Source organism: Veillonella dispar (assembly GCF_937975875.1).
GTDB classification, from domain to species: Bacteria; Bacillota; Negativicutes; order Veillonellales; family Veillonellaceae; genus Veillonella; species Veillonella dispar_B.
In genome coordinates this window covers 1-12,883 of record NZ_CALJSP010000087.1, presented here as the reverse complement: position 1 = coordinate 12,883, position 12,883 = coordinate 1, and the positions used below count along the sequence as shown (strand labels likewise).

At 36.0% G+C, this 12,883-nt stretch carries 13 protein-coding genes; 2 read left to right on the top strand and 11 right to left on the bottom strand.

From position 1 onward, the window contains the following. The first annotated feature begins 419 nt into the window (after positions 1-419). A complete protein-coding gene (gene tpx / locus Q7P05_RS04105; RefSeq protein WP_005386678.1) occupies positions 420-935 on the top strand; it encodes a thiol peroxidase in 516 nt (171 codons plus the stop codon). Positions 936-1,046: 111 nt separating this feature from the next. Then, on the top strand, positions 1,047-1,442 hold the full coding sequence (locus Q7P05_RS04100; RefSeq protein WP_303930647.1) for a phosphate-starvation-inducible protein PsiE: 396 nt from the start codon (positions 1,047-1,049) through the stop codon (positions 1,440-1,442). A 92-nt stretch (positions 1,443-1,534) separates the two neighbouring features. Here the strand turns inward: Q7P05_RS04100 and Q7P05_RS04095 are convergent, their stop codons facing one another. The 11 genes from Q7P05_RS04095 to hrcA all read right to left on the bottom strand — a co-directional run bounded on the left by Q7P05_RS04095 (position 1,535) and on the right by hrcA (position 12,482). Beyond that, positions 1,535-3,439 (bottom strand): glutamine synthetase, encoded by a 1,905-nt coding sequence (locus Q7P05_RS04095; protein ID WP_303930646.1) that lies wholly within the window; start codon positions 3,437-3,439, stop codon positions 1,535-1,537. Positions 3,440-3,677: 238 nt separating this feature from the next. Further along, complete coding sequence (locus tag Q7P05_RS04090) at positions 3,678-4,121, bottom strand: GatB/YqeY domain-containing protein (protein ID WP_105094354.1); 444 nt, start codon at positions 4,119-4,121, stop codon at positions 3,678-3,680. Positions 4,122-4,203: 82 nt separating this feature from the next. Further along, positions 4,204-4,383: a 30S ribosomal protein S21 gene (rpsU, locus tag Q7P05_RS04085; RefSeq protein ID WP_004695751.1), complete on the bottom strand. Its 180-nt coding sequence runs from the start codon at positions 4,381-4,383 to the stop codon at positions 4,204-4,206. Between the two features lie 157 nt (positions 4,384-4,540). Next, on the bottom strand, positions 4,541-4,885 hold the full coding sequence (locus Q7P05_RS04080; RefSeq protein ID WP_005386682.1) for a histidine triad nucleotide-binding protein: 345 nt from the start codon (positions 4,883-4,885) through the stop codon (positions 4,541-4,543). A gap of 11 nt (positions 4,886-4,896) precedes the next feature. Beyond that, positions 4,897-6,192, bottom strand: coding sequence for a tRNA (N(6)-L-threonylcarbamoyladenosine(37)-C(2))-methylthiotransferase MtaB (gene mtaB / locus Q7P05_RS04075; RefSeq protein ID WP_303930643.1), 1,296 nt, complete (start codon positions 6,190-6,192; stop codon positions 4,897-4,899). Between the two features lie 24 nt (positions 6,193-6,216). Beyond that, positions 6,217-6,948 carry a 16S rRNA (uracil(1498)-N(3))-methyltransferase gene (locus Q7P05_RS04070; protein WP_303930640.1) on the bottom strand — a complete coding sequence of 244 codons (732 nt, stop codon included), beginning with the start codon at positions 6,946-6,948 and terminating at the stop codon, positions 6,217-6,219. Beyond that, complete coding sequence (locus Q7P05_RS04065; protein WP_303930637.1) at positions 6,945-7,808, bottom strand: 50S ribosomal protein L11 methyltransferase; 864 nt, start codon at positions 7,806-7,808, stop codon at positions 6,945-6,947. The genes Q7P05_RS04070 and Q7P05_RS04065 overlap by 4 nt, the downstream gene beginning before the upstream one ends. Positions 7,809-7,863: 55 nt before the next feature. Further along, complete coding sequence (dnaJ, locus tag Q7P05_RS04060) at positions 7,864-9,021, bottom strand: molecular chaperone DnaJ (RefSeq protein WP_005386692.1); 1,158 nt, start codon at positions 9,019-9,021, stop codon at positions 7,864-7,866. A gap of 16 nt (positions 9,022-9,037) precedes the next feature. After that, complete coding sequence (dnaK, locus tag Q7P05_RS04055) at positions 9,038-10,879, bottom strand: molecular chaperone DnaK (protein WP_303930634.1); 1,842 nt, start codon at positions 10,877-10,879, stop codon at positions 9,038-9,040. 28 nt (positions 10,880-10,907) lie between these two features. Further along, entirely contained in the window at positions 10,908-11,453 is a 546-nt protein-coding gene (gene grpE, locus Q7P05_RS04050) for a nucleotide exchange factor GrpE (RefSeq protein WP_005386696.1), read from the bottom strand. A gap of 12 nt (positions 11,454-11,465) precedes the next feature. Beyond that, complete coding sequence (hrcA, locus tag Q7P05_RS04045; RefSeq protein WP_119207148.1) at positions 11,466-12,482, bottom strand: heat-inducible transcriptional repressor HrcA; 1,017 nt, start codon at positions 12,480-12,482, stop codon at positions 11,466-11,468. Between the last annotated feature and the right edge of the window lie 401 nt (positions 12,483-12,883).

Here is a 12,883-nt window from a genome sequence, read left to right as displayed (position 1 = left end):
TATCGATGGCATTACCAATAAATTGGGGTACAAATAAAAATGCTATATCAATAGCAATTAGCATAGTTAATCCGATGGCATACACCCAGCCTTCTCGGCGGAAAAACTGCATAAATAGCTCTATAGGTTTCATAGGACCTCTCAGTTAAATTTCTATATTACAGGATTATCATTATTTAAATATACTCCTTATAGTATACACATTTTTTTCATATATCTTAATACACCTATACGTATATAATGTAGTTTATTACAATATTCTCTCATTAGTAGTTACCAATAATATAATTTTTATAATCTATAATAACACTATATCGAATTTTTTAGTTTACTTATGGTAATGTAAGTGTTATACTATGCATAGATACAAAACGTATCCTTACGAACATTAGAATTAAAACTCTTAGGAGGAATACAACATGGAAAAACGTACTGGCGTAGTAACATTTGCAGGTGGCCCTATCACATTGGTTGGTCCAGAAGTTAAAGTAGGTCAACAAGCTCCTGACTTCACAGTTTTAAGCAACGACTTACAACCTAAAACATTAAAAGATTTCGAAGGTAAAGTAAAAGTTATCTCCGTTGTTCCTTCCCTTGATACAGGCGTTTGTGACGCTCAAACTCGTTGGTTCAACCAAGATGCTACTGCACTTTCTGATGATGTTGTAGTATTGACAATTTCTATGGACTTGCCTTTCGCTCAAAAACGTTGGTGTGGCGCTGCTGGCGTTGATAAAGTTATTACTTTATCCGACCACAAAGATGCTTCCTTCGGTGAAAACTATGGTTTCTTGATCGAAGAACTTCGTCTTTTGACTCGTGGCGTAGTAGTAATCAACAAAGAAGACAAAGTTACTTATGTTGAATATGTACCTGAAGTAACTCAAGCAGTTAACTTCGATGCTGCATTAGAAGCAATTAAAGCTGATATCTAATTCTTAGATATTTTGTTCATTATACTGTGGTGTAATCGAAAAAAGACCGTACGGTGTACGGTCTTTTTTATGTGGTATAGTATTTAAAGTTTTATTATAGGTGAATTATATATGTGGATTCGTATATCTAAACTATTATTAACGATAAAAAATATTGCACTTATAGGCGTAGGCATTGCACTTTGTATTGCTCTTATCAATACATTAATTAGTCTTGGCTATATTACGTGGGCAAATATTCAAGGGTATAGTACATATTCTTTAGTAATTGAAGAACTAATTACCTTCTTCCTATACTTTGAGTTTATTGCACTCATTGTAAAATACTTTAAAAATAATTTCCACTTCCCTCTTGATTTCTTTTTGTATATTGGGATTACAGCAATTGTAAGACTTCTAATTATTGACCATGAATCTGCATTTGATAATTTAATTTGGTCCGTTGCGATTTTTGTACTCGTATGTAGTTTAGTATTAGTAGAAAAGTTTATAGGACATAACGAGTAATTGCTTTAACGACTAACTTATGAAAAATTAATATGAATAAAAGGGCTCCTACGAATGTAGGAGCCCTTTTTGAGCAATAAAATCAACCAATATTAGAAGATATTTTTTGCATAGTTAGCATATTTAGCTTCTAATTCTTCCATTTTATCGTTCATTTCAATTTGTAATTGAGATGCTAAGTCATATTCACCGTCATTAAGTGCATCGATTAATCGAGTGAACAAGGATTTGCGATCATCACTATCTTTAGCAAGATAGAAACGTAAATCGTTAACTTCTGCAAAACGTTTATCATCTACACTATTACGGCTATCAGTATGAATAGCTACCATTTTACGAACAGTATCAAGATTATTAGGAATCAAACGGTGAGCCAATACAAGTTTCCAACGTTTCAAAATAGATGCAATGAAGGAATCCATCAAGTCTTTAGCAAATGCATTACCTTGAGCCAATGTTTCAACTAATTCAGGATTGTTTTGGTAACCTTTAATATTTTCCCATACAGTAGCTGGTGCAATACCAAACATTTGATTACGTTCTTCTTGAGTGAAATCATCGAATACATCTTTTTCTGTACGGTATGCACGATTTGTAGCAAGGTATTCAGCTGGTTCACCAACTTCTTTAGAAAGTTCTGCTTCCAATTGAGCTTGTGTTTTACCAGATGTAATAGCATATTTCATACCATCAAATGCAGAGATGAAGATCAATGCTAATGCAGTATATGTGTTTGTGTAAGGGTTTGGAGAACGCAATTCATAGCGTGTAGCCATAGGATTATCGATATCGCGAATCAAACCACAAAGGATGGTACGGTTACGGCTAGGTTCAGAAGGATCAGTACCTAAGGATGTAACGATACATACTGGTGCTTCGAAACCAGGTTTCAAACGATTTAAGGAGTCTGTTGTGGAGCTAATGAATGGATTGATTGCTTCGTAGTGTTTCAATAGACCCATGATTGCACCAATACCTAAGGAGCTAGCAGATTCTTTACGCATATCTTCTGGGCTGAACAAGTTAACAAGTTTACCAGATTTTAATTTAGCCATAACACCAAAGTGTGTATGTTCGCCAGAACCAGCTACACCAATAATAGGTTTCGCATTGAATGTTACATCAAGACCGTTTTCACGGAATACTTCACGAACGATAATACGAGCTTGTAATTCGTTATCTGCTGTTTGTAATGGGTTACCAGAGAATTTCCAGTCGATTTCCAATTGTTCTAATACTACTGCTTCATGACCATCTTCATCAAGTTTAGCTTTAACGCCACCTACTTCTTTATGGCCCATTTCTGCTTCCATACCATATTGATCAAGACGTTCTACCGCTTGTTCTAATGCAGTACGAACTGTACCATGAGTACGTTGCCAGTATTGTTCTTGTAATTTTTGGGATACGGATAATTCTTTTTTAGTAACTGTTCTAGATGGAGTTTTTACCCAGAATTCCAATTCAGTAGCAGATGTGAAGATAATATCTACAACATCATCAGATTTCACATGAGGCATACCAGGTAAACCATGTTCTTTAATCAAAGATAATAATTCTGCACGAACATAGTCACAGCTATTTTTTAAGATAGAACGAGAATCAACATAACGATAGTTATGCATCAAGAATGCAGGAATACGAAGTGTACCAGTTGGTAAACCTGTTGCTTCATCTATATTTTCATAGTTATAATCAACGAACCAGTTTACACTTGGATCGCCCCACATATCAACACGTGCATTATTCAATGTTGCAATATTTGTAAGTACTACAGAAGAACCATCTGTTTGAACAGCACGACCTTCGAAGAATGCTTCATAATCATCAAAGAATGCTGACATAGGGATTTTTTCATCTGTATCATTACCAGCTAAATCGATACCTACAAGAGATACGAATTTAATTTCTGGATGTTGTTCTAATAGCGCAAGAACGCCTTCCTTACCATATTGACCAGCTGGAATATAATACAATAAATCTTTAGTATTTGTCATAATGGTTCCTCCTAAAAATAAAAAGACTCCAACAAATAGATATATATTCTATATATCTAAAGTGGAGTCTTCGTTGACCAATTATTTTGTTGAATTCATAATATCATATAGTGAAAATATATGTCAATAACTTTCTATAGAATTTCATAATTCTCTTAATTATAAGTTTAAGAATTCTATTTTAATAAATTGAACATACTAACTATATAAAGCATTTACTTGACTATTTTACAATAAATTAACCAAGTAACTCTTTAACGATATTATTAACTACCTTGCCATCCGCACGGCCTTTTGTTTTAGGCATTACATGTTTCATAACATTACCCATATTTACAGCATCGCCACAGGCAGCAATAGCCTCTTTAACAACTGTACGAATTTCATCTTCACTCATTTGAGCTGGCAAATATTTTTGTAGTACAGCCATTTCTTCTTTTACATGAGCGATTAAATCTTCACGGCCCGCTTTTTCAAATTCAGTTAAGGAGTCTTGGCGAGTTTTCATTTCTTTTGCCAAAATACCAAGAATACCATTATCATCAAGCTCAACTTTATCATTGATTTCTGTATTCTTAATAGCACTATTAACCATTCGAATTACAGAAAGCGCAGTTTTACCTTCTTCGCGTGCTTTCATAGCAGCTTTCATATCTTCTTTTAATTGATCTTTTAAACTCATATTTCCTCCTTATGTATATAATAAAGAAACCCTAATTCTGGATTTCATAAAGCCATGAAAAGGCAGAATTAGGGTAATCATCTTATGCTCTGAATTTGCGTTTTCTTGCTGCTTCAGATTTTTTCTTTCTTTTTACGCTTGGTTTTTCGTAGTGTTCGCGTTTTCTTACTTCAGACAAAACACCCGCTTTTTGGCAGGAGCGTTTGAATCGACGAAGAGCACTTTCAAGCGTTTCGTTTTTACCGACTTTGATTTCAGACATCTATATCCCTCCCTCCAAAAATAATCTCGGGAAGTGCTGATAATTTACATACGCACATATAATATTATATGTATAGGTATAGATGTTGTCAATATTTTCCGGTATATTTTATAGGAATTTTAATAAGTATTATAAAAAGAATACAATATACCTAATATTAAGCTTCTGGCCATCCCATTTCTTCGCCACCTAAGAGATGAGCATGCATATGGAATACAGTTTGACCAGCTTTTTTACCAGTATTAAAAATCAAACGATAACCATCTTTAGAAATACCAAGTTCTTTAGCTACATCACGAACGAATGGCAATAAACCTTCTACATAGTCTTCATTATTTTCGTTAAGATGAGCAATATTGGAAACATGGTTTTTAGGTACAATTAAAACATGTACTTTTTTCACTGGTTCAATATCATGAAATGCATAGAATTTATCGTTTTCTAACACTTTTTTAGATGGAATTTCGCCATTGATAATTTTACAGAAAATGCAGTCACTCATACTATAACTCCTTATTCAATAATCAAATAATTATCTTCTAAACCTACAACAGTACCACCAATGAGATCACCAATTTTATGTGTCCCATCAGATTTAACTTTACCATTTACATACTCATTTGTTAAGCCCATGTAGTATCCATTCTCTTCCTTTTCGATGAGAATCTCACCAGGCTTACCAATGCGAGATTTTGCGTATGCTTCATAGCCAGATTGGCTAAGCCCATTCAAAAGTGCTACACGGGTTTTCTTTACAGCTTCTGGTACTTGATCTGGCATAGTAGCTGCAGGTGTGCCTTCACGAATAGAGTATGGGAAGGCATGAATATGGGTAAATCCAATGTCACGAACTGTATTTAAGGTTTCTTCAAAGTCTTCATCTGTTTCTTGCGGGAATCCTGCAATGATATCAGTGGTAATTGATAAATCCTTAATACGAGAACGTAAACTTGTAATCAAGTCTTTATATTCTTGCAATGTATAATGGCGTTTCATCAACTTTAATACATGATCAGAACCGGCTTGTAGAGGTAAATGCAAATGTGGACAAACACGTTTATTAGTAGCCATTAATTCTACTAACTCATCAGAAACTTCTACAGATTCAATGGAACCGAAACGAATGCGGTATAAATCAGGAATCTCTAATAAGGCTTTGACTACATCGGCTAATGTAGGACGACCTGGCAATTCAACGCCGTAATTTCCCAAATGAATACCGGTTAATACGATTTCATGGAATCCATGTTCTACTAATCGTTTTGCTTCTTGTACAATATCATCAACTTTACGAGATTTTAATTTTCCTCGAGTATAAGGAATGATACAAAAGGCACAGTAGTTATTACAACCTTCTTGAATTTTCATGAATGCACGAGCTTTATCAGATTCATTACCATATAATGGCATTTCTTCAAAGTTGGATTCGTTCATGATATCCCGTACAGCATTGATTTGACGCTCTGTAGATTCCAATTGTTCTACGAGCTCAACGATTTTTGACCGGTTATTGGTACCGATAACGAGATTAACACCATCGATAGCAGCAATTGCATCTGGATCAAGCTGAGCATAACAACCAGTTACAATCACATAGGCATCTTCGTTTTGACGCTTCGCTTTGCGAATCAATTGACGGGATTTCTTTTCCCCCATATTCGTTACAGAACATGTATTGATTACATATATATCAGCTTTTTCATCGAAGTCTACAGCTTCGTAATTATTTTGTAAAAATAAACCTTTCATGGCATCTGTATCATATTGATTGACACGACACCCTAAGGTTGTAAACGCAACGGTTTTCATTGCACCTCTCTATTCTTGTTTAATTTATAGTTCTAATTCATATTGAATCATCGCTAATGATCCAATAGCAGCCGTTTCAGCACGCAAAATAGTATTACCAAGAGAAACTGAATTTCCACCACTCTCTATAATAGCATTGATTTCGTTCTCTTGATAGCCCCCTTCTGGACCAATACAAATTAGTATGTCTGTAATTGACTCATCAGAGTTGACCTGTGAAAGAACATCTTTAATAGTATGTCCATCTTCATTTTCATAGGCTACCAATTTTAATGCATCAGATTCTATTTCTAATACTTGTGAAAGTTTTTCCCCCACTACAAGTGTTGGCAGTTGATTACGCCCACATTGTTGAGCTGCTTCTAACATTATTTTCTCCCAACGAGTAGCCTTTGTTTGTAATTTCTTGTCATCATATTTAGTAACACAATTAGCGGTAGATACAAGATAGACTGTATCAACATTTAACTCTGTCGCCTTTTGTAGAACCCATTCCAGCTTTTCACCTTTTAATAAAGATTGAACAAGGATAGTACGATAAGAAGATACATTTGACTCTACGTATTCAATAAGTTTTGCTTGAGCTTTACCATCTATTTCTTCTGTAATTTCATATGTACCACACCGATTGTCGCTACCGGTAACAGTTATGGGTTTCTCCATATTATGACGAAATACATGTAACACATGATGTGTCACATCTGTTGGTAATTCTATGGTTTCACCTAATGGTGTAGGAATAAAAATCTTTTTCATCGCTTTTCTAGCGCAAATGTATGCCAAGGCCCTGCAATGCGCTCCTCAATAATATGCCAATTAGCCTTAATATATGGCATGATTTCATCATACCGATCATCTATAATACCACTAATGATTAAAATGCCTTGATCATCCAGTTTCTTACCAATTTGAGGTAATAGTATTTTAAGAGGATCTACTGTTAGGTTCGCTAATATTATTTGAGCAGTACCATTGAAATCACTATCCAAATTACCACAAATTATTTCAGATGAAACATGATTATTCTCACAGTTAATACGCGCTTGATTTGCAGCATACTCTTCAATATCAATACCAACTAAATGTTTAATGCCTAAATGTGCTGCTACTAATAAAAGGATACCAGTACCTGTACCAATATCTAAACAAGTAACTGTATCAAGATCCATAGATTCACTATAAGATTTCAATAACTCTGCACAAGTCCGTGTAGTCTCATGGGATCCAGTACCAAAGGAAATATCTGAATCGATTTCAATAATAGTTTTGTGATCCACATTATCGTATTCTTGCCAAGCTGGTTTAATAATTAAATTCGGTAGAATTTCTGTAGGTTCAATATATTGCTGCCAAGAATTGAGCCATGTAGATTCATCTAATATAGTAGTATCAATTGATGTAACACTAATATTAGCCTCTGTAAGACGATTTTCTATATCTGACTTAATTGTATTTGGGTCCAAAGATGAATCCGCATACATTGTTAATCTAATTAAATTAGGTTGATTTTCAACATCTTCTTCTATAATTCCATTGTCTGCATAATCGTCAAAAAGAGTAGTCACCTCATCGGTGGCTACTCTTTCACAGACAATGGATACTTCTATCCATTGCATATATGCTCCTTTATAGGGAATGTGATGGAACAAACCATTCCTTCACATGAGCTGTTCATTTAGTCAAACAGTCCTTAATTTTTTCAAAGAGACTCTTGCTCACTTGTAAGTTATTTACATCTTCGTTACTTTCATTTGCAAAGCGTAATAATAACTCACGTTGAGTGTCTGTCAACTTCTTAGGCGTTTGGACAGTTACTACAATATGTTGGTCACCCCGTTGTTTAGGGTTACGCAAATATGGAATACCTTTGCCCTTTACGCGGAATGCCGTTCCCGTTTGAGTACCTTCCGGAATCTTTAACTCTACTTTACCATCTAAGGTGTTAACTTGTATAGTCGCACCTAATGCAGCTTGAGCAAAGCTAATATTTACACGGCTAATAACGTCATTACCATTTCGTTCAAATTCCTTATGAGGACGAACGAAGATATATACGTAAAGATCACCTTTTGGACCGCCTAAGATACCAGGTTCACCTTCATTAGCAACGCGTAAGCGGGAACCACTATCTACACCTGCTGGAATTTTGATAGAGATTTTACGTTTCGCCAACATTTCACCTGTTCCACGACATTTGGAACAAGGTTTTTCAATGCTTTTACCAGTACCATGACAGCGGGAACAAGTGCGAACGGATTGCATACGTCCAAATGGAGTATTTTGAATAACCGCTTCTTGACCAGAACCATGACAGTTTGGACAAGTATCGACACGAGATCCTGGTTCACCACCAGTACCATGACAGTGATCACATTCTTCATGACGATGCACTTCTATTTCCATAGATTTACCAAAGGCTGCATCTTCAAAGGAAATATCAATATCTTCGCGCAAGTCATTGCCTTTTTGAGGGCCTTGTTGTTGGCGTCCACCGCCAAACATGCCACCAAAAATGTCGCCAAAGATATCACCAAAGCCGCCAGCTTGACCACCGAAACCGCCAAAGCCACCTTGGAAACCACCGGCGCCAGCGCCGCCTCCTTGTTTGAAGGCGTCGTGGCCGAATTGGTCATATTGAGCTTTTTTAGTTTCGTCAGACAATACTTCGTAAGCTTCGTTAGCTTCTTTAAACTTTGCTTCCGCTTCCTTTGGATTATCTTTATTTACATCTGGATGGTATTGGCGTGCCTTTTTACGGAAGGCTTTTTTGATTTCATCTTGAGAGGCATTTTTGCTAACCCCTAAGATGTCATAATAATCACGTGCCATTAGTTACCAACCCTTCTTATTTCTTGTCGTCATCCACTACTGTGTAATCAGCATCAACTACATTGTCATCAGATTTTGTTTGTTGTTGACCTTGATCTGCACCACCAGCTGCTTGTTGAGCTTGTTGTGCTGCTGCATACATTTGTTCTGCTAATTTATGTAATGGTTGTTCCAAAGCTTCACTATCTTTTTTGATTTCTTCGATGTTGCCAGCTTCGATAGATTTTTTCAATTTATCTTTTGCTTCTTCCACTTCTTTCAATAAAGCAGTATCGCCTTTACCATCAAGTTCTTTCAATGCTTTTTCAGCTTGGTATACCAAGGAATCTGCATTGTTTTTAACATCTAATTCTTCTTTTCTAGCTTTATCTTCTGCTGCATGAGCTTCAGCTTCTTTAACCATGCGTTCGATTTCGTCTTTTTTCAAGCCGCTAGAAGAAGTAATTGTAATTTTTTGTTCTTTTTGAGTACCCAAATCTTTAGCTTTTACGTGTACGATACCGTTAGCATCGATATCGAATGTTACTTCGATTTGAGGAACCCCACGAGGAGCTGCTGGGATACCATCCAAGTTGAAGCGACCCAATGTTTTATTATCTGCTGCGAACTCACGTTCACCTTGCAATACATGGATATCTACAGATGGTTGGTTATCTGCTGCAGTGGAGAATACTTGAGATTTAGATGTAGGAATTGTAGTGTTACGATCGATAATACGTGTGAATACACCACCCATTGTTTCGATACCAAGAGACAATGGAGTTACATCAAGTAACAATACGTCTTTTACTTCACCTACTAATACACCACCTTGAATAGCAGCACCGATAGCTACACATTCATCAGGGTTAACGTTTTTAGTTGGTTCTTTACCCAATACTTTTTTAATAGCTTCTTGTACAGCTGGAATACGGCTAGAACCACCAACTAACAATACTTTATCGATATCGGATGCAGATAAACCAGCATCGTTCATAGCTTTACGAGTAGGTTCAATAGTAGCTTGTACCAAATCAGCTGTCAATTCTTCGAATTTAGCACGAGTCAATGTTACATCCAAGTGTTTAGGACCAGTAGCATCAGCTGTGATGAATGGCAAGTTGATATTTGTGCTAGCTACGCCAGATAATTCAATTTTAGCTTTTTCAGCAGCTTCTTTTAAACGTTGATCAGCTAATTTATCATTGGATAAATCGATACCAGTTTCTTTTTTGAATTCTTCAATAAGGTAGTTCATAATGCGTTGGTCGAAGTCATCGCCACCAAGATGGTTGTTACCAGATGTTGCCAATACTTCAAATACGCCATCACCAAGTTCAAGGATAGATACGTCGAATGTACCACCACCAAGGTCAAATACAAGAACTTTACCGTCTTCATCTTTATCTACACCATATGCAAGAGCAGCTGCTGTAGGTTCGTTGATGATACGAAGTACTTCAAGACCAGCAATCGCACCAGCGTCTTTTGTAGCTTGACGTTGAGCATCTGTAAAGTATGCTGGAACTGTAATAACAGCTTGTTTTACAGGTTCGCCCAAGTAAGCTTCTGCATCAGCTTTGATTTTTTGAAGAATCATAGCAGAAATTTCTTGTGGTGTATAAGATTTACCTTCTACAGTTACTTTGTAGTCAGTACCCATGTGACGTTTAATAGAAATGATTGTGTTTTCTGGGTTAGATACAGCTTGACGTTTTGCTAATTGACCAACTAAACGTTCGCCATTTTTTGCAAAACCAACAACGGAAGGAGTTGTACGCGCGCCTTCTTGGTTAGTAATAACCGTAGGCTCGCCGCCTTCCATAACCGCAACACAAGAGTTTGTAGTACCTAAGTCAATACCAATTACCTTTGCCATAATATATGCCTCCTAAAACCTTTATAATCTATTCAACAACTTTTACCATTGCTGGACGAATACAACGACCATCAACAGTATAGCCAGTTTGTAATACTTCACATACCGTATCAGATTCATATTCATCTGACGGCACTCGCATAATCGCTTGATGGAAATTTGGATCAAATGGTTTACCAACCGCATCGATAACGGCTAAACCATGTTTAGATAACATAGCCATCAAGTTTTGATGAATCATGATAAATCCATCAAGGAATACCTTAGCATCACCTTCTGCGGGACTTTGAACAGCTCGTTCAAAGTTATCTAATACAGGAAGTAAATCTGTAAGCACATCCCCTTTAACATATCCTGCAAGTTGCTCTTTTTCTTGATTAGTACGACGTTTGAAGTTTTCAAAGTCAGCTTGCAAACGCTTATATCGATTATCGAAATCTGCTTTAAGCTCATCTAATACGTGAGCAGCGTCAGCAACAACTTCTTCAGTTTCTTCCACAGCCGGTTCCTCTACATTAGTAGCATTTGCTGTTTCGTCTACTGTTTCTTGTTTAATGTCTTGTTCTTCAGCCATTATATACCCTTTCTATTTTTGTTCTTTTACCATAGATTCCATCATATGTTTCATGTGAGACAACATTCCAATAATACGACCGTATTCCATACGTGTCGGTCCTAGAATAGCAAGTGTACCAATAGGCTGATCTTGATTTGTGAAATCAGCTTGTACCACACTCATAGAATGTAGTGCTTCAGTATCATTTTCATCGCCAATCTTTACCTTCACAGGTGTAGGTGAATCATCCTTTAAAAGTTGTCCCAATTGATTTTGCTCTTCCACTAATGAAAGTAAGGGTTGTACTTTTTCAACAGACTTAAACTCTGGTTGATTTAACAACTCCGTGGTACCTACAGAATAGAACAACTTACGTTTATTAATTGCTCGTAATAATGTTTCTGAAAGGATCATCAAAATCCCTTGGGGTCCTTCCATATGAATCAAAAGTGTTCCTAACGCTTCAGCCGTTACATGACCAATACTTACATTCTGTAATGCATTGCTAAATTGCATAGCCAAACTTTGTAATACATCAGGCGAAACGCCTTCAGTAAAGTACATCAATTCATTATCAAGAGCTCCTGTCTCAGTAATGACAACCATAACTGCTTGATGTGAATCGAGGGGCAACACATGAATGTATTTGATTAATGCTCTATCATGAGCTGGAGCTAAGAATAAACTCATGCTATGGCTTACTTGTGATAATAATTTAGCCATATTTAAGAAGAGCTCACTCGTTGATCCATTGGAATGTTTCCATAACATTTCAATTTTTTCAGCATCCTGTAATGGAACAGGTTGTCGACTCAACATAGAGTCAACATATAAGCGATAGCCTTTAGCTGAAGGAATACGTCCAGCCGATGTATGAGGTTGCTCCAAATAGCCTAACTCCTCTAAATCGGACATTTCATTTCGCACTGTTGCCGGACTTATACCAAGATTATAATTCTTAGCAATGGTTCTTGACCCTACCGGTTCAGCAGATTTAACGTAGTCTTCAATTATGGCTCGCAAGATGCGCTGTTTTCTTTCATCCATAATGACACCTCTTGTTAGCACTCATAAACTTTGAGTGCTAATCGCATGTATAATATTATCACATTGGAAAAAATTGTCAAGCAAAAAAATCCTTAAAAAGTCAAATAATACCTATTTAGTCAAAAAGACAATTCAATATTTTTAATTAATTAGTCAAAAAATCAAAGTATAACAATAAGAAAACACTTATACTATCTACGTTTATGTCATATACTAAAATTTCAATCTTAGAATATGTTGGTCTAATAAAATTTATGTTATTAAAACCTGAAATAGTATAAGTGTTTATATTTTTAATAATTTTATTAGATGTTTGTACACCGTACTTGACTCTTATATTCTGCTTTATCTCTTGTAATTTTTCAATCACATCCGGAGAATATAAGACTTTCTTCACTTAA

What these genes read in the sequence shown, in the direction of transcription:
- tpx (WP_005386678.1), top strand. Translation starts at nt 420, where the DNA reads ATGGAAAAACGTACTGGCGTAGTAACATTTGCAGGTGGCCCTATCACA.
- Q7P05_RS04100 (WP_303930647.1), top strand. Translation starts at nt 1,047, where the DNA reads ATGTGGATTCGTATATCTAAACTATTATTAACGATAAAAAATATTGCA.
- Q7P05_RS04095 (WP_303930646.1), bottom strand. Translation starts at nt 3,439, where the DNA reads ATGACAAATACTAAAGATTTATTGTATTATATTCCAGCTGGTCAATAT.
- Q7P05_RS04090 (WP_105094354.1), bottom strand. Translation starts at nt 4,121, where the DNA reads ATGAGTTTAAAAGATCAATTAAAAGAAGATATGAAAGCTGCTATGAAA.
- rpsU (WP_004695751.1), bottom strand. Translation starts at nt 4,383, where the DNA reads ATGTCTGAAATCAAAGTCGGTAAAAACGAAACGCTTGAAAGTGCTCTT.
- Q7P05_RS04080 (WP_005386682.1), bottom strand. Translation starts at nt 4,885, where the DNA reads ATGAGTGACTGCATTTTCTGTAAAATTATCAATGGCGAAATTCCATCT.
- mtaB (WP_303930643.1), bottom strand. Translation starts at nt 6,192, where the DNA reads ATGAAAACCGTTGCGTTTACAACCTTAGGGTGTCGTGTCAATCAATAT.
- Q7P05_RS04070 (WP_303930640.1), bottom strand. Translation starts at nt 6,948, where the DNA reads ATGAAAAAGATTTTTATTCCTACACCATTAGGTGAAACCATAGAATTA.
- Q7P05_RS04065 (WP_303930637.1), bottom strand. Translation starts at nt 7,808, where the DNA reads ATGCAATGGATAGAAGTATCCATTGTCTGTGAAAGAGTAGCCACCGAT.
- dnaJ (WP_005386692.1), bottom strand. Translation starts at nt 9,021, where the DNA reads ATGGCACGTGATTATTATGACATCTTAGGGGTTAGCAAAAATGCCTCT.
- dnaK (WP_303930634.1), bottom strand. Translation starts at nt 10,879, where the DNA reads ATGGCAAAGGTAATTGGTATTGACTTAGGTACTACAAACTCTTGTGTT.
- grpE (WP_005386696.1), bottom strand. Translation starts at nt 11,453, where the DNA reads ATGGCTGAAGAACAAGACATTAAACAAGAAACAGTAGACGAAACAGCA.
- hrcA (WP_119207148.1), bottom strand. Translation starts at nt 12,482, where the DNA reads ATGGATGAAAGAAAACAGCGCATCTTGCGAGCCATAATTGAAGACTAC.